We start from the raw sequence: 16,319 nt of genomic DNA, 5'->3' as shown, positions 1-16,319 counted from the left end.
GCCAGACGCTGAACACTCGCTCGTCGCTCTCGCGGCGATGGGTGATCGGGCTCACCGGCTACTGAACGAGCGTCCGATCCACGTTTACCGAACGGTTTGTTCGGGTACCTGGGTGGTCGGCAAGGTGCTCGAACAAGCGGAATGTCGCGTCGGTATGGGGATGCGATCTCCGCACCGTGACGCGGGTCCGCGTGTCTGTAAAGGGATAGGTATTTGAGCGCGAACCTGATGATCGTTGAAGACGACGACCGGGTCCGTGGTGCGCTGCGGCTCGCCATGGAAGACGAAGGCTACGACGTCGAGGAGGCGGAGGAGGCCGAGGACGCGCTCACCCATCTGCGCAGCAATGGCGTTCCCGATGTGATGATCGTCGACCTCATGCTCGGCGGCATGGACGGCTTCGACTGCATCCGCGAGATCCGCCGCGAGCACGACGTGCCGATCATCGTGGTCAGCGCCCGCGACGACACCCACGATGTGGTGGCCGCGCTGGAGGCTGGCGCCGACGACTTCGTGACGAAACCGTTCGAGATCAAGGAAATCACCGCGCGGATGCGTGCCGTGCGCCGCCGCGCCCGCCTGACCGTCGAGCGGGACGCACCGCAGGAGATGGTGCTCGACGCCGACCCGCACGCCCCGCTGGTGCTCGCGCAGGACGGCGGCGTTGTCCGCCGCGGCGACGAGGAGATCCGGCTCACGCTCACCGAATTCCGGCTGCTGTGTGAGCTGGCCGAGGCCCCCGGCCGGGTGTTCAGCCGCACCGTGTTGCTCGAACGCGTATGGGACCAAGGATTTTTCGGTGACGAGCGGATCGTCGACGTACACATGCGCAGACTGCGCACCAAGATCGAACGGGATCCGTCCGATCCGCGCATCGTTGTCACGGTGCGTGGGCTCGGCTATCGCCTCGATGTCCAGCGCTGAGCGCTGGTTTGATCCGCAACGTTGGAGTTTGCGTAGTCGGGTGACGGCCATGTTCGCGGCGATCGCCGCGCTCATGTCGCTGGTACTCGTCGTGTCGGTGTTCACCATCAGCCGCAGCTATCTGCAACGCGCGCAGGTCGGCGAAACCGACCTGCAAGCCAATTTGAACCTGCTGCGCAATGTGCTGATCGGTTGTGCGGTGGTGGTGACCTCGATCGGCGCCGCAGTCGGCTGGTGGGCGAGCAGGCGCGTCCTGACCCCGCTGCACCAACTGGCCGGGACCGCGGCCAGGATCGCTTCCGGCGATCTCGACCAGCGCCTGCCCGCCACCCGTGACCAGGATCTGGCCATCACCGTCGAATCGTTCAACGCCATGGTCGACTCGCTGCAGCGCCGCATCGAGCGCGAGCATCGGCTGTTCGGCGATGTCAGTCACGAGCTGCGCACGCCGCTGACCACGCTGATGGCCAGTGTCGACGTACTCAACCGGCACCGCGAGGATCTGCCGGAACGATCGCAGCGGGCGCTCGGCCTGGTCACCGACGAGGTGGACCACCTGCGCCGCCTGCTCGACGATCTGCTGGCCTTGGCGCGGGTGGAGGCGGGCATGCATCGCGGCGACGTGGAACCGCTGTCGATCCGCGACCTGCTGACCCACACGCTGGCCGAACGGCGGTACCCGCCGGATCTGCTGACCGTCGACGAGGACGTCGTCGTGCTCGGCCGCAAGCTCGAGTTGGAGCGTGCGGTGGTCAACCTGCTGCAAAACGCCGACTTGCACGGCGGCGGCGTGGTGGCGGTGTCCGCCGATCGGCGCGACGGCGCGGCGGTGATCGTGGTGGACGACGCGGGGCCCGGCGTGCCACCCGCGGACCGCGTGCGCATCTTCGAACGTTTCGCGACCGCGCGCACCGGCCGTCGCTCGGCGACCGGCACCGGAATCGGCCTCGCGCTGGTGACCGAGACCGTCGCCAAGCACGGTGGCCAGGTGCAATGCCTCGATCGGCCGGGCGGCGGCGCCCGGTTCAGCGTCACCTTGCCCGGCGTCGACGCAATCGAGCCGTAACACAACCGTAATGAAGTCGACCGGGCCACCTCAAAGTTGGTTCGTAAGCCTGGATAAGTACTGCAACCGACCAGGGAGTTGTATGTCACCGTCAAACTCGAACACCGCGGAGATCGAACGATCCCGTGTCGAACAGGCCGCAGCCGCACTCGGCTCGTCCCCGGCCCGCAAACAGACCGGACCCGCCGTGGTCCTGCGCGCGCCACGCGTCGGCGACGGCGCCCAGATGTGGCGGATCGCGAAAGACTCCACCGTGCTCGACACCAATTCGAGCTACGCGTACCTGCTGTGGTGTCGCGACTTCGCGGACACCTCGGTCGTCGCCGAGCTGAACGGCCGCATCGTCGGCTACGTGATCGGCTTCATCCGGCCGCAGGCACCGGACACGGTGTTCGTCTGGCAGGTGGCCGTCGATCCGACGCAGCAGGGCAGGGGCACTGGCGCGGAGCTGCTGCACGCGCTGCTGGACAATGTTGCGACCCAGGGTGTTTCGGCGTTGGAGACGACGATTTCGCCGGACAACGCCGCGTCGATCGCCCTGTTCACCTCGGTGGCGCGCCGACGCGACGCCCGAATCACCAAGCGCCCCTTGTTCGACGCGGGCGTCTTCCCGGACAGCCATGCGTCCGAGGATCTCTATCTCATCGCACCGACCGCTCGCACCACGCAGGAGGACCACCGATGATCAACGCCGACACGAGCATTTTCGAGAGTCTCGAATCGAATGTGCGCGGCTACTGCCGCAATTGGCCGACCGTATTCACCAAGGCCAAGGGCAGCTGGTTACGCGACGAGGACGGCAAGGACTACCTCGACTTCTTCGCGGGCGCGGGCGCACTGAACTACGGCCACAACAACGACGTGCTCAAGCAGCCGCTGCTGGACTACATCGCCGGCGACGGCATCACGCACGGGCTGGACATGTCCACCTCGGCCAAGCGTGAACTGCTGGTCACCTTGCGCGACACCATCTTCGCGCCCCGCGGCCTGGACTATAAGGTCCAGTTCCCCGGGCCGACGGGTGCCAACGCCGTCGAGGCCGCGCTCAAGCTCGCCCGCAAGATCACCGGGCGGGAGACGATCGTCAGCTTCACCAACGCCTTCCACGGCATGACATTGGGCGCGCTGTCGGTCACCGGCAACGCCGCCAAGCGCGCGGGCGCCGGTGTGCCGTTGGTGCACGCGGCGCACATGCCCTACGACGGTTACTTCGACGGCACCACCGCCGACTTCCAGTGGATGGAAAAGGTTTTGGACGACACCTCGTCCGGCTTCGACCGTCCCGCCGCGGTGATCGTCGAGACCGTGCAGGGCGAGGGCGGCGTCAATGTGGCTCGCGCCGAATGGCTTCGGCATCTGGCCGGGCTCTGCGCGGCCAGGGAGATCCTGCTGATCGTCGACGACGTGCAGATGGGCTGCGGCCGCACCGGCCCGTTCTTCTCGTTCGAGCTGGCGGGGATCACCCCGGACATCGTCACCTTGTCGAAGTCGATCGGCGGCTACGGCCTGCCGATGGCGCTGGTGCTGTTCAAGTCCGAACTCGATCAGTGGGCGCCGGGCGAGCACAACGGCACCTTCCGCGGCAACAACCCGGCGTTCGTCACGGCCGGAGTCGCCTTGCGGCACTTCTGGTCCGACGGCGCGCTGCAGGCCGCGACGCTGGCCAAGGGTGAGCGGGTCGCCCGGACGCTCAGCGAGCTGGCCGACAACGTGCCCGGCCTGTCCACCCGCGGGCGCGGACTGGTGCACGGCGTGGTGTTCGACGACGCCTCGCAGGCGGGCAAGGTCTGCCAGGTCGCCTTCGAGCGCGGCTTGCTGGTGGAGACCTCCGGTTCCACCGACGAGGTGGTGAAGTTGTTGCCGCCGTTGACGGTTACCGATCAGGAACTCGAGCACGGTCTCGGCATCCTCACCGGCGCGGTCGACACCGTCTGCAGCGGCATGGGGGCGATCGCATGATCGTGCGCAGCACTGCGGAGATCACCGGCACCGATCGTGACGTGGCGGGCGAGGGCTGGCGCAGCAAGCGCATCATCCTCGGCGGCGACGGCGTCGGCTTCTCCTTCCACGAAACCACCATCGACGCGGGCACCGTGCACGAATTCCACTACCGCTACCACGTGGAAGCGGTGTGGCTGATCGAGGGCGATGGCACGCTCACCGATCTGGACAACAACGTCACCTACGCGCTCGCGCCCGGCTCGATGTACCTGCTCGATGAACACGAACGACACCGCCTCGAGGCGCGCACCAAGATGCGGATGATGTGCGTGTTCAACCCGCCGGTCACCGGGCAGGAGGTCCACGACAGCACTGGGGCGTACCCGCTGGTCGCCGCGACCATCGGGGGATAGGTAGCAATGGTTTTGCAGCACACGGAAACTCGGCAGGAAGTCAGCTCGACCGACCGTTACCCGACCCGGCTCAGCACGCCGGGACGGCACCTGGATCGGGTGGACCCGACGGTGTGGGGCTCGATCGAGAGCCCGGAGCTGGCGAGCTTCGACGCCGATGGTTTCGCCAGCATCGACGAACTGCTCACGCCCACCGAGGTCGCCGACTTCAGCGCCGAAATCGGCCGTCTCGCAGGCGATCCCAGCCTGCGCGACGACGAGCGGCTGATCGTGGAGAAGTCGTCGAACCGGGTGCGCTCGGTCTTCGAGGTGCACCGCCTCAGCGCGGCGATCGCCGATCTGACCCGCGAATCCAGGGTCGCCGGATTGGCCAGGCAGATCCTCGGCTCCGAGGTGTACATCCATCAGAGCCGGGTGAACTACATGCCCGGCTTCCGCGGCACCGGCTTCTACTGGCACTCGGATTTCGAGACCTGGCACGCCGAGGACGGCATGCCCGCGCCCCGGGCGGTGAGCCTGTCCATCGCGCTGACCGACAACTATCCGATCAACGGCAGCCTGATGGTGATGCCCGGCTCGCACCGGACGTTCGTGCCCTGTCTGGGCAGCACACCCGCCGAGCACTATCGGGAGTCGTTGCAGGAGCAGGAAATCGGCGTGCCGTCCCAGGAGGACATCACCGTGCTGGCGAATCGGTACGGCATCAGCCAGTTCACCGGCCGGGCCGGGTCGGCGCTGCTGTTCGACTCGAATCTGATGCACGGCTCGTCGAACAACATCACCCCGTTCCCGCGCTCGAACATCTTCCTGGTGTTCAACAGCGTGGAGAACACGCTGGTCGAGCCGTTCGCCGCACCCGCACCGCGGCCCGGCTACATCGGCAGCCGGGACTTCACGCCGCTGTCGGCCTGATCCGTTACCGAGGCGCCCTTCGGTCCACCTTGCCGGACCGAAGGGCGCCTTCGGTGTGCGGTGGTCGCGCGACGGACGCTGGCCAGTCGAGGCGCTGATGCTCGGCGCGCGGGGTGCGGCCATCGGCGGTACGATCCTGTCGGCCATCGCGCCGCGGCTGTCCACATCGCCGATTCGGGGCCGGGTCCCGTCAAGTCCCGCCAAATGTTCTTTTGGCGTGCGCAATATTCTGGCCAACATGCCGATCTTGGGGTTCGCCACAAGATCACTCAACTGCCGCGGGCCCGTCGGTCGGCGCAACAGAGGGCGTCCGCCATCGACCGAGGCTGTGCGCGTGGACTTCTCGGTCCACCGCGGCAACGGCGCTGGTCCCGAAGTGTTTTTCCACTGATTGTGCAGAGTGCCGCCGGGTATTGGTATCCGGCACAAAAGTGGTCGTTTGACCAATTCGATGGCAAATTATGGGCAATGCCGCGAGGGCTTGACCTAATTGTTACCGCTGGGTACAACTACGTAACCATGCCGACGCAGACCGCTCGGTCGGCCCATGAAGAAATGCACGCAGTTGGTAACGGACGTCATCACGATCGATGCGGAGTTCGCGGCCGCACGTAAAGCCCTGTGGGACTTTTTCATGGACCCACAGACCTACACCCGGATGTTCCGCGGAATCGGCGACTGTGTGCGCGCCGAGAACTCGGATACGCACCCCGTTCTCCTGATCCGTGCCAGGTACGCCGGGACCGACCTCGCCGTGCCCGCGCTACAGCTGGTGATCGGCAAGGAGCTGGAGACCTTCGAGCTACAGTGCCCCGGCCTGGGCAGTTTCGCCGCCGTGCGGCTACGCGGCGAGCAGGAGCAGACCCGGATCACCGTCACCTACTTCGGCGCGGGCCGGATCCATCCGTGGATCGCCGAGCGGGACAACGACGAGGTGATCGACTGGACCATGGCCGGTCTGGACCGCATCGTCGACGCCATCCTCGGCGCGCCGACGTCGGTGCTGGTAAACGGCGAGGAGTCGGCGGCGAAACAGCAGGTCGGCACGTTGAAGCAGATGGTGAGCACCGGCGTCGTGCGCACCTATCGCCCCGACCGCGCGCTCAAGCAGATGGGCGGGCTCGCCCGGTGGGGATTCACCCTGGCCGGTGGTTACGCGGCCGCCGCGGGGCACTCGCCGCGTCGGCTTGCCGTGGTGGACGACGTGTCCGCTTATACGTTCGGTCAAATGCACGATCGCACCCACAAACTCGCCTCGGCGTTGGCCGCGCTCGGCATCGGCGCGCGCGACAAAGTGGGGCTACTTTCGCGCAACCGGGTGTCGATGGTCGAATGCATGGTTGCCACCGGCAAACTCGGCGTGGACACGGTGCTGCTGAACACCGGCCTGTCCGCCCGGCAGGTCGAAGACGTGGCCGACCGGCACGGACTCTCCGCGGTCTTCCTCGATGACGAATACGAGCCGCTGACCAAATATGTCCCGTCCGGCGTGCCGCGTTTCGCCACCAGCCCGCACACCGGGTACGACCGTTATACCGTCGATGATTTGATCGCTATCGACGCGCCGACCTTCCCCCGGCCCGCACATCCGGGCCGGTTGATCGTGCTCACCTCCGGCACCAGCGGGACGCCCAAGAGCGCACAGCGTCCGCAGCCAAAGGGATTCGGCACGGTGGCCGCGCTGCTGTCCCGAATTCCGTTGCGGATGGACGAGACCATGCTCATCCCCGCGCCGCTGTTCCACACCTGGGGGCTGGCGGCATTGCAGATCAGCACCCCGATCCGGGCGAGTGTCGTACTGCCGGAACGGTTCGACGCCGAGGACTGCCTGCGACTGATCGAGCAGCACGGCGTCACCTGCCTGGTCGTGGTGCCGGTGATGGTGAACCGGATTCTCGATCTGCCCGCGCACATCCGGGACCGCTACGACACCTCCAGCCTGCGGGTGGTCGCGAGTTGCGGTGCGCCCCTTGCCGGTCCGACCGTGCTGCGTTTCATGGACACCTTCGGCGACGTGCTCTACAACGTCTACGGCTCGACCGAGGTCTCCTGGGCCACCATCGCCGATCCGGCCGACTTGCGGGCCGCTCCGACCACCGCGGGGCGCCCGCCGCTCGGCACGAAACTCGCTGTGCTGGACAAGGATTTGCGTCCGGTGCCGCGCGGGGTCACCGGCCATATCTTCGTGCTCAACCACATGCTCTTCGACGGCTACACCGACGCGAAGCCGCCCACCGAGTGGGGCGGCATGCTCGACACCGACGATCTGGGCTACCTCGACGCCGACGGGCTGCTGTTCGTGGCGGGCCGGGACGACGAGATGATCATCTCCGGCGGCGAGAACGTCTTCCCGCGCCCGGTCGAGGAGGCGTTGTCGCATCTGCCGCAGGTGAGCGAGGTGGCGGTGGTCGGGGTGCCGGACAAGGAGTACGGCCAGCGGCTCGCCGCGTTCGTGGTGACCCGCGAAGGGTTCGGCCTGGACCGCGACATGGTCCGCAACTACATCCGGCACCGGCTCAGCCGATTCTCGGTGCCGCGTGACGTGACCTTCCTGGACGCACTACCACGCAACGCGACCGGAAAGATCCTGAAGCGCACGCTGATTCAGCCGAGCTGAGCGCCGGGCTCAGCTCAGCCGATTCCTCAGTTCATCCGGCGGATCGCCGCCGGGCCCAGGTCCGCGATCGTCCGATAGCCGTCGACCGCCATCAGCAGATCCGCCTCGGCGAGCAGCGTGCGCAGCACATGCACGATGCCGTCGGCGCCGCCCAGCGCCAGGCCATAGGCGTACGGGCGACCGATGCCGACGGCGGTCGCGCCGAGCGCCAGCGCCTTGACGACGTCGGAGCCGGACCGGATGCCGGAGTCGAACAGCACCGGCAGGCCGTCGGCGGCCGCGACCACGCCGGGCAGGTGCTCGATCGCCGGGATGCCGCCATTGGCTTGCCTGCCACCATGATTCGAGCAGTAGATGCCGTCCACGCCCGCATCCTTGGCGCGGCGGGCGTCGTCCGGGTGACAGATCCCCTTGAGTACCAACGGAAGATCGGTCAGTGACCGCAGCCAGGGCAGGTCGTCCCAGGTGAGTAGGCTGCCGAACTGCGCGGTAAAGGTCAGGACGGCGGTTTGCGGGTCCTCCTCCGGGGTCTTCGCGAGCATGCCGCGAAACACCGGGTCGCTGAAGTAGTTCGCCAGGCAGTGGCCGCGCAGCTGCGGGAAGTTCGAGGTGCTCAGATCGCGGGGCCGCCAGCCGGGTACCCAGGTATCCAGCGTCACCGCGATGGCTTTGTAGCCCGCGGCCTCGGCGCGGCTGACCAAACTCTGCGCCAGGTCGCGGTCCTTCGGGGTGTAGAGCTGGAATATGCCCGGAGTGTCGCCGAAGCGGGCGGCGACGTCCTCGAGCGGGTCGACCGTCAGCGTGGAGGCCATCATCGGGACGCCGGTGCGGGCCGCGGCCTCGGCGGTCGCGAGGTCGCCGTGCCCGTCCTGCGCGCACAGACCGATCACGCCGACCGGTGCCATGAACAGGGGCGAGGGCAGCTTCATGCCGAACAGCTCGATCGAGAGGTCGCGGACCTTCGTGTCGCGCAGCATCCGGGGGACGATCCCGAGCTTCTCGAACGCCGTCACGTTGGTGCGCTGGGTGAACTCGTCGCCCGCGCCACCTGCCACGTAGGACCAGATGCCGGGCGGCAGCGCCGCCTGCGCCCTGGCCTCCAGCTCCGCGTATGTCATCGGCAGCTCGGGCAGCACCCCGCTCAGGCCCTTGAAGTAGATCTCGAACTGGTAGTCACCGAAATTGCTGGTCACATCGCTTCCTTCCGCGTTTGATACATAAATGTATCCGATACATTTGTGTAGCGGGGCGCGTTGCCCTGGCGATGCCCGATACGTAGTACCCGGTAGAGGGTCATCCAGCGGTCCGGATGAACAAAACCGACCGGTTCGTCCTGCATGATCCCCGCTGCGGTACACGCTGCCCGCACGGTGCGGGCAGGGAACTGGGTCCGCAGTGAGCTCGCCAACGAGCCGCCGACCCCTCGGAAGCCGAGCTTCACCACCCGGCGGTAATCGTCGAGTGCCGAGTGCGGCAGGAGTGGGTGGGGGCGCCGGTGCAGCCGCAAGAGCGCGGTGTCGACACTCGGTACCGGACGAAAACTGTGGCGTCCGATGCGAGTGCCCAATGTTGTTGCGACAGTGGGCCAATGGGTTACCGTGAGCTTGGTCCACCGGCCATAGTCGCCGGAATGTTTACGGGCGAACTCTAATTGGGTCAGCAAGGTCGCCGAGGTGAGCTGCCGGGCGGCCAGGCACCAGCGCACCACGTCGGTCGTGACGGCGAAGGGTACGTTGGCCACCACCGCGAACGGCTCGTCCGGTACGCGCACGGTCCGGAAATCTCTGTGGAACAGCATTATTCGATCGTTGCCTGCGTATCGCCTGCGCAGGCGTTCGGCGTAGTAGCCATCTTTCTCGTAGGCGAGTATCCGGCCTGCGGCACCGAGCAGTTGCCTCGTCAGCATGCCGTCGCCGGGACCGATCTCGAGCACGAGATCCGCGGCGGTGACACCGGACGAGCGCACGATCAACCGGGCGGCGCCGACATCGATGAGGAAATTCTGCGACAAACGCTGGCGAGTACCGGCACGCGAATCGCGGGCGCGCGGCAGCGAAGGATTGCGGGACATGGGTGTCCTCCGAACGGAGTGGTCGAATCAGAAAAAGTGATTCGCCCGGACCCATGCCAGGGCACAGAGATCCGGCGGTCTCATCGACCGCCGGCGCAGCTCCCGATCAGAACTGTCGGGACACCGTGGCCGTGCGGTGCGCTGGCAGAGCCCAGGCCTCCGCGCGCAGCCGAATGTAGTACGCGCCGATCGCGCACGCTCCGTTCATCCCTGAACCGCCCATACGCGCAAGCTACCGCAGCCCCACACCTCCCGCCACCGCATTATTCGCCCCTGATCAGCGGCGGGCGACCTCGTCCGAGTCGAGCAGGTTCCGCCGTAGGGCGGCGACCAAGTCGTCGCCGGTGCCGAGCAGGTCCGCCGTATACCCGCGCACCGATCCGTGTTCGGCCACGAGAGCCGCCAGGAACAGCCGCATCACCTCAGCAGGCGCTCGCCCGTATCCGGGCCAGTTCGGCTCCTTGCCCGCATTCGCCCTGCGCCAGTCCGCGAGCAGGCGTTCGGTGGCGAGTTCGGTGCGGGCGAAGTCCTCGATGATCACGTCCTCGGATACCCCGAGCAAGGCCAGTACGAGCGCGGCGAGCAGCCCGGTGCGGTCCTTGCCGGACGCGCAGTGGAAGACCGTCGGGCCGTCCGCGACGGCGAGTACCTCGATGGCCTGGCGCAGTTCTTCGACGCCGTCGTAGGCGACCTCCAGGAACCGCTCGGCGAGATAGGGGCCGACCTCGACGTCCTTGCCGAGCGCGGCCTGGTCGTAGGGGCGGTGCTCGATGCTGAGGTTGTGATAGGCGAGTGACTCGTGGTGGGGGACGCGACCTTTGGCATCGATCTCCCATGGGTAGCGCAAATCGATGACGGTGGTGACGTCCAGCTTCAGGAAGCGCTCCCAATCGTCGCCGTGCAGCTTGCCAAGCGAGTCGGAGCGATACAGACGGCCCCATCGCACCAGCTGTCCGTCTTCGGTCGGGTAGCCACCGAGATCACGGAAGTTGTGTAGCCGCTCGAAGAAGATGTGTCTGTTCACGACTCGGACTCTATGGCGGAGGAAACAACGCCGCCCGTACGCTGCCCCTCACCGATATTCAGCGGCGGGTGTGGCGGTCCGTAGGGCACACTCTGATCATGAGCCTGCGTTCGGTGAGCGACCTGGTCAGGGTGACAACTGCGGGCGAGAAGCTGGACTATCTGTTCTTCTGGGGGCATCAGCCGGAGCGTGGCGGGCGGATCGGGGCGAGTTGTTTGAGTCAGTGGTGGCTCGCATCGTTCACGGTGGACGGGAACACCTTCGCGTCGGCCGAGCACTACATGATGTGGGGCAAGGCCGTGCTGTTCGGTGACAAGGAGAATGCCGAACGGGTGCTTGCGGCGGAAACACCCAAGGCGGCGAAGGCGCTCGGGCGGGAGGTGCGCGGATTCGACGGGAAGGTGTGGAGCGCGCATCGATACGAGATCGTGGTGCGCGGCAATGTCGCGAAGTTCGGGCAGCACGCGGAGCTACTGGAGTATCTGCTCGGGACGGGCGAGCGGGTGCTGGTCGAAGCCAGTCCGGTGGACCGGGTTTGGGGTATCGGGCTGGCCGCCGACGATCCGCGGGCCGAGGATCCTGCCCGGTGGCAGGGGTTGAACCTGCTTGGTTTCGCGTTGATGGAGGCTCGCGCGCAGTTACGCGGTGGTCAACTCGACCCGACGGACTGATCGGCGTTGGTGGAGCGTTCTTCGTCGGCGCAGGCCCGCCAGACGCGTGCCTCGGCGTAATTGCCTTGCCGGTCGAGGAGTTCGGCGAGTCCGGCCATCGCGCGCGGTTCGCGTCGGTCCGCGGCGGCCCGCCACCACCGTTCCGCGTCCACCAGGTCGCCGCGGCGGAAGTGCACGACACCTAAGTCGTAGGCGGCGCCCGCGTGACCCGCGTCGGCGGCTTGCGCCCACAGACCGCACGCCTGGTCTTCCTCACCACGGCTGTACATAGCGACACCGAGGTCGTAGAGGGCGGTCCGATAGCTGGCGTCCGGGGCGGGCTCCTCGTCGGTCTGTGTGGCGGGTTGCACCATGGGTCGGGTAGGCGCCGACTGGACACCAGGACCGTACTGGGCGTCGGAGCCGAGGTAGGGAGTGGGACCGGGTTGCGCGGGCGGGTCCGCGACCGGGGCCGGATGCGGCTGCGTGACACGGGAATACGCGTCGAGCGGCACCGGCTGCGCGCTCGGCGCGTACCCGGGATTGGTCTGCGCGGACTGCATGGTCGGGGGATGGGCACTGTTCTGCGTCGCCGACGGGTAGGCGCCGCTCGGGTCGGTCGGTAGGTTCGGCGCCGAACGGAGTGGTGTTTCCAAGGCGGGCCGCGGCACCGGCTGCGCGTGCTGCTTGACCGGCGCGGTACGCACTTCGACGACGAGGTTCGCGAAATTCGCTGGACCCTCGCCGATGCTGCACCACAGGACGATCCGGCCGTCGGGCGTGTTCTCGATGACGATGCCGTAGTTGCCGACCCAGGACTTTTGTTCGCCGAAACTGTCGACCCAGACCGGTGTCAGGGTCACCAGGGTGCCGGGGGCGGTGCCGATGATGTCGAAGCTGATGCCGCCGACGAGGGCATCGGACCACACGTCCACCCCGGCCAGCCGGCGACCGTTCAGCGCGACGTAGCCGTCGACGACCGACAGCCCCATGCCGAGACCGCGCAGCCCGGTCGGCGGCGCCGCGGACAGCAGCGTCACGGTGACCGCCGTCGGCGCGGGCCCGACCTGCTCGGTGTACATCGGGTAGACCTTGCTGCCGCGCAGCACGATGGGGTCGGCGCTCTGGTAGCGGGCGGCGAGCGGTAGGTCTTCGGGCGAATTCCGCGCAGCCCATGACGAATACGGCTCGTTCATGCAATGCCCGCCTTTCCGCCGAAAGCGTCGTGCCGTCCCTGCGCTGTTGCGGCGGGGTATACCGTACTCGCCGCAGCCGGGAAAGGCGCAGCAAATCAAGCCGAGCGGGCGACGATGCGTTCCAGCGCGGCCAGATCCTTCTCCAGCATGCGGAAGAGCCAATACACGCCGATGAACGCGAGGGCGCTGCCAAGGCACAGCACCCGCAGGGCCACGATGACGGCCGGAATGTCCTCGGGCGGTATGAAGGTCGCGCCCGCGACACCGAGCAGCGGGACGGCGGCGGCGATGGCGAGGAAGTAGGTGCTGCGCCGGTCGAGTTGCTGGAGTCGCCGCGCGTCCTTGGCGCCGAGCCCGCCGTGCCGGAGGAACATCGGATACAGCGAGCGCACCGCGTAGAAATTGACCATGAAGTACGGGTACGCCATCGCGATGGCGCCGCAGACGATCTGCGTGATGAAGAAGTGCAGGTAGGACTCGGCGGTGAGGTGGTTTCCGGAGACCTGTACGGAAACCGGCACCGCGACCCCCGCGATGACCCATAGCATGAAGCAGGTCAGCACATTTCGCTTGCCGAGCAGTAACGTGTCACTGCGCGCACGGGCCAGAGTATCCGCGTCGTAGGACTTTCCGTTGCGCAGCCCGCGCGAAATCGACCACAGCTGGGCAACCAGCACGTTGGTGACCACGAAGCCGATCAGGAAGCACAGCCCGTAGGTGGTCAGCGCGATCTGGTCGAAGCGGTGTTGTGCCTGCTCGTCCAGCTTGCCGATGATCAGTGTCCGATTGTGGTTGTAGCTGTACCAGATCGCCAGCGCGTTCGGCACGGCGATGGCGAGCGCCATGATCGGATGCATGAGTACCCGGGCCCGCAGCCGCCAACTGGTCGGCGGGGGATCGACGAGGTCACGGGCCCTCGCGTCGAGGCAGACCTCCAACTGCTGGGCCATGTCCGCGCCACGCGGCCAGCGGTTGTCCGGGTCCGGGTCGAGTGCGCGCACCAGCGCCCGCCGCAGCGCCGCCGGACAGTCCGGCGGAAGATCTTGATACGGCAGGGCATTCGGGCCCGCCGAGCGGCGCTCCAGCATGCCGTCCAGCGCCGTGCGATCGCCGCCGGTCACCGAGTCGTCGTCGAAAGGTTTTCGGCCGGTGAGCAATTCCCACAGCACAACGGCGAGCGCGTAGAGGTCGCTGCGGGTGTCGAGATCCGCGGCCGTGCTCGCCCGATCGGGATGCACCGCCGCCAGCTGTTCGGGCGACATGTAGGCGAGCGAGCCACCGAAGTAGGCGACCGGGCTGTCTCCCGAAACGTTGCCGCTGAAGCTGATATTGAAGTCGGCGAGCTTGGGAATGCCGTCCGCGGTGAGCAATACGTTCGCCGGTTTGATATCGCGGTGCAGCACACCGGCATTGCCCGCGTAGTCGAGCGCCTCGGCAAGCCGCCGCCCCAGCCAGGCAATGGTTTCCGGCCACGACAGCGTCGCCAGTTCCGCCCGCAACGGTGATTCGCTCGGCCGGATCTCCCCCTTCCCGGCGAGCACCGAGTCGATGACATCGAGCAGCAGCGTGCCGTTGCGCTGTTCCGGTGGGGTCACCCGAACCCGCTCGAGCACGGTGAACAACGTCCCGCCCGGCACATACTGCATGTAAAGCAGCCGCAACTTGCGGCTCTCCAGGACTCGCTGATCGAAGACTCGAACGATGTAGTCGTGATCCAATTGCGCCAAAGTCTGCGGCTCGGAGCCCTTGTCGCGGGAGATCTTCACCGCTACCAGTCGCTGCATCGACCGTTGCCGCGCCAGGAATACCCGCGCGAAGGCGCCGCGCCCGAGCCCGGTCATCAGGTCGAAGTCGTCGATCTTCTGCCCGGCCTCGATATCGTCGAGCCGCACCGGCTCGGCGGCCGACATCATCGTGCTGTGATAGTCGTCCGTCGCCAGCATCTCCGAAAGTTGTTCGGCCTGTGCGGGATACGCCGCGGTGTATTCCTCGACCCGGACCGAGCTGCCCGCCCGCCGCCGGACGTGGAACTCCTCGTAGATCAGATCCGGCGGCAGCGGCCAGGTCCGCAGTTCCGGCAGGTCTGCCACGTACTCCGCCAGACGTTTCGGCGCCGCGCCCCGTCCCCAGCGATTGGCCAGATCGACCTTGATCAACTCGATCAACGACACCCGCCGAATAGCGGGCGAGTCCGGCAGATAGGCCCGCAGGTCCGGCGGGCTGGCATCCTCGCGCCACGCTTCGGCAAACCGTTCGACCACCTCGGTCACCCCGGTGCCGCGCGAACCTCCGGGCGAACGGTCCGATGCGACCGTCGCCCCCGGAACCGGCGGGGCGGGGTGCGCCATCTGCGCATCGTATCCCCGCCGCTCCCGCGAAACCGGGCGTTCGCCGGGAAAAATCCCGCGAAACGGGCGGTCAGCCGGAGGTTGTCAGGCCGTCAGGAGGTTTCTGCCGAGAGGCCTGACGGACTCGTCGACCGGTCCCGCAACATCCCGGTAGCCTCGGACCCGTAACCCGCGTCCCGGGCCAGACACATCACGACGATCCGCCCTTTGCCGCGCGAAACCCACAGTGCGGCAATATCTTGCGAGGTATCGTCGAATCGGTCCATGGACCCTGGGGCCGTGCACTCCTACGTCGAGGTGAGCAAGGACATGACGACCGCCGGTACCGAAAACGTGCAGCCACTCGATGACCAGGTACTGGTCCGGCCGCTCGATAAATCCACTACGGACAGCCAAGAAGGCCAGGTCATCGCGGTGGGCCCGCACGAGCCCGCCGACCTAGATATCCAACCCGACGACATAATCCGCTACGCGAAGGACCTCGGCACCCCCATCAACTACGGCAAGGACACCTTCGTGATGATCTCCCTGCGAGACGTCCTGGAAATCATCGACAAGTAGCAGCGAACGGGGCAGCTAGGCGGTTTGGGCTTGCCAGTCTCGTTCGACGGTGCGCATGAGGGCTGGGTAGACGAGTAGGTAGCGGAACGGCAGGATGGCGGCCATGTAGAGCTTGCCGAACAGGCCGTTGGGTTTGACGAGGACGGCCATTTGGCCGCGGTAGCCGCCGGATTCGTCCTGGACCCAGCCGATGTGCATTATCGCGTGCACGGTGCTGTTGGCGATTTCGGCGGCCCATTCGTCCTGGGTCAAAAAGACCGAGTGGAAGGGTTTGCTCTGGAACGCCGGGCCGGGTGGAGCGTCGCGAAGCTCCGCGGGCAAACGGTCGCGCAGCGATGGGACGCGGGTGGCGATGCCGGTGTCCTCCTTGTCCCAGCCGAGTAGCGCTCCGAGCTTCCAGCGGATCGCGAAAAGTATCCGGTAGGCAGGGGACTGGTTCGAATCGTTGCCGGTCGCTATGTGGTGGACCAGACGCGAGAAGTCGTCGGGACCCCCGGGCGTGGGTAGGGCCCACACGTCTTCGAGCTCGAAATCGCCTGCGAGTTCGTGAATGCGCCAGGGGCGCGAGGTGTGCGCGGTATTCGGCAGCTTCATGT

General features: G+C 66.8%; 15 protein-coding genes. 9 read left to right on the top strand and 6 right to left on the bottom strand.

Translation table 11 applies throughout. From position 1 onward, the window contains the following. Nucleotides 1–213: 213 nt before the first annotated feature. The 7 genes from KV110_RS25445 (at nucleotide 214) to KV110_RS25415 (ending at nucleotide 7,873) form a co-directional block, all read left to right on the top strand. Nucleotides 214–924: a response regulator transcription factor gene (locus KV110_RS25445; protein ID WP_218469798.1), complete on the top strand. Its 711-nt coding sequence runs from the start codon at nucleotides 214–216 to the stop codon at nucleotides 922–924. 49 nt (nucleotides 925–973) lie between these two features. Beyond that, entirely contained in the window at nucleotides 974–1,990 is a 1,017-nt protein-coding gene (locus tag KV110_RS25440) for a sensor histidine kinase (protein ID WP_246634772.1), read from the top strand. 82 nt (nucleotides 1,991–2,072) lie between these two features. After that, a complete protein-coding gene (ectA, locus tag KV110_RS25435) occupies nucleotides 2,073–2,675 on the top strand; it encodes a diaminobutyrate acetyltransferase (protein ID WP_218469796.1) in 603 nt (200 codons plus the stop codon). Next, nucleotides 2,672–3,949, top strand: a complete 1,278-nt coding sequence (ectB, locus tag KV110_RS25430; RefSeq protein WP_218469795.1) for a diaminobutyrate--2-oxoglutarate transaminase — start codon at nucleotides 2,672–2,674, stop codon at nucleotides 3,947–3,949. The genes ectA and ectB overlap by 4 nt, the downstream gene beginning before the upstream one ends. Further along, the gene (locus KV110_RS25425; RefSeq protein WP_218469794.1) at nucleotides 3,946–4,344 is read left to right on the top strand and encodes an ectoine synthase; all 399 of its coding nucleotides are present in this window, start codon (nucleotides 3,946–3,948) and stop codon (nucleotides 4,342–4,344) included. Before ectB ends, KV110_RS25425 begins: the two co-directional genes overlap by 4 nt. Before the next feature lie 6 nt (nucleotides 4,345–4,350). Further along, nucleotides 4,351–5,256 (top strand): ectoine hydroxylase, encoded by a 906-nt coding sequence (thpD, locus tag KV110_RS25420; RefSeq protein ID WP_218469793.1) that lies wholly within the window; start codon nucleotides 4,351–4,353, stop codon nucleotides 5,254–5,256. Nucleotides 5,257–5,821: 565 nt separating this feature from the next. After that, nucleotides 5,822–7,873 (top strand): AMP-binding protein, encoded by a 2,052-nt coding sequence (locus KV110_RS25415; protein WP_393540177.1) that lies wholly within the window; start codon nucleotides 5,822–5,824, stop codon nucleotides 7,871–7,873. 26 nt (nucleotides 7,874–7,899) lie between these two features. On the opposite strand, the gene KV110_RS25410 is transcribed toward KV110_RS25415, so the two are convergent. From KV110_RS25410 to KV110_RS25400, 3 genes are all read right to left on the bottom strand, one after another. After that, nucleotides 7,900–9,066, bottom strand: a complete 1,167-nt coding sequence (locus KV110_RS25410; protein ID WP_218469792.1) for a lactate 2-monooxygenase — start codon at nucleotides 9,064–9,066, stop codon at nucleotides 7,900–7,902. Continuing rightward, complete coding sequence (erm, locus tag KV110_RS25405; protein ID WP_218469791.1) at nucleotides 9,063–9,944, bottom strand: 23S ribosomal RNA methyltransferase Erm; 882 nt, start codon at nucleotides 9,942–9,944, stop codon at nucleotides 9,063–9,065. The genes KV110_RS25410 and erm overlap by 4 nt, the downstream gene beginning before the upstream one ends. 277 nt (nucleotides 9,945–10,221) lie before the next feature. Further along, complete coding sequence (locus KV110_RS25400) at nucleotides 10,222–10,968, bottom strand: tyrosine-protein phosphatase (RefSeq protein ID WP_218469790.1); 747 nt, start codon at nucleotides 10,966–10,968, stop codon at nucleotides 10,222–10,224. Nucleotides 10,969–11,066: 98 nt separating this feature from the next. Here KV110_RS25400 and ybiA point away from each other — a divergent pair, with 98 nt between their 5' ends. Beyond that, entirely contained in the window at nucleotides 11,067–11,639 is a 573-nt protein-coding gene (gene ybiA, locus KV110_RS25395; RefSeq protein WP_218469789.1) for a riboflavin biosynthesis intermediates N-glycosidase, read from the top strand. Here ybiA and KV110_RS25390 read toward each other — a convergent pair. Then, nucleotides 11,618–12,814: a tetratricopeptide repeat protein gene (locus KV110_RS25390; protein WP_218469788.1), complete on the bottom strand. Its 1,197-nt coding sequence runs from the start codon at nucleotides 12,812–12,814 to the stop codon at nucleotides 11,618–11,620. The two genes, ybiA and KV110_RS25390, sit on opposite strands and share 22 nt — an antisense overlap. A 95-nt stretch (nucleotides 12,815–12,909) precedes the next feature. Further along, nucleotides 12,910–15,162: a serine/threonine-protein kinase gene (locus tag KV110_RS25385; protein ID WP_218469787.1), complete on the bottom strand. Its 2,253-nt coding sequence runs from the start codon at nucleotides 15,160–15,162 to the stop codon at nucleotides 12,910–12,912. Nucleotides 15,163–15,426: 264 nt separating this feature from the next. Here KV110_RS25385 and KV110_RS25380 point away from each other — a divergent pair, with 264 nt between their 5' ends. Further along, nucleotides 15,427–15,723 carry a hypothetical protein gene (locus tag KV110_RS25380; RefSeq protein ID WP_218469786.1) on the top strand — a complete coding sequence of 99 codons (297 nt, stop codon included), beginning with the start codon at nucleotides 15,427–15,429 and terminating at the stop codon, nucleotides 15,721–15,723. 15 nt (nucleotides 15,724–15,738) lie between these two features. On the opposite strand, the gene KV110_RS25375 is transcribed toward KV110_RS25380, so the two are convergent. Further along, nucleotides 15,739–16,317 (bottom strand): DUF2867 domain-containing protein, encoded by a 579-nt coding sequence (locus KV110_RS25375; RefSeq protein ID WP_218469785.1) that lies wholly within the window; start codon nucleotides 16,315–16,317, stop codon nucleotides 15,739–15,741. Between the last annotated feature and the right edge of the window lie 2 nt (nucleotides 16,318–16,319).

The sequence above is a fragment of the Nocardia iowensis genome, from assembly GCF_019222765.1.
Taxonomy (GTDB): domain Bacteria; phylum Actinomycetota; class Actinomycetes; order Mycobacteriales; family Mycobacteriaceae; genus Nocardia; species Nocardia iowensis.
Note: the sequence above shows the minus strand (reverse complement) of the source record. Positions and strands in the feature narration are given on the sequence as shown.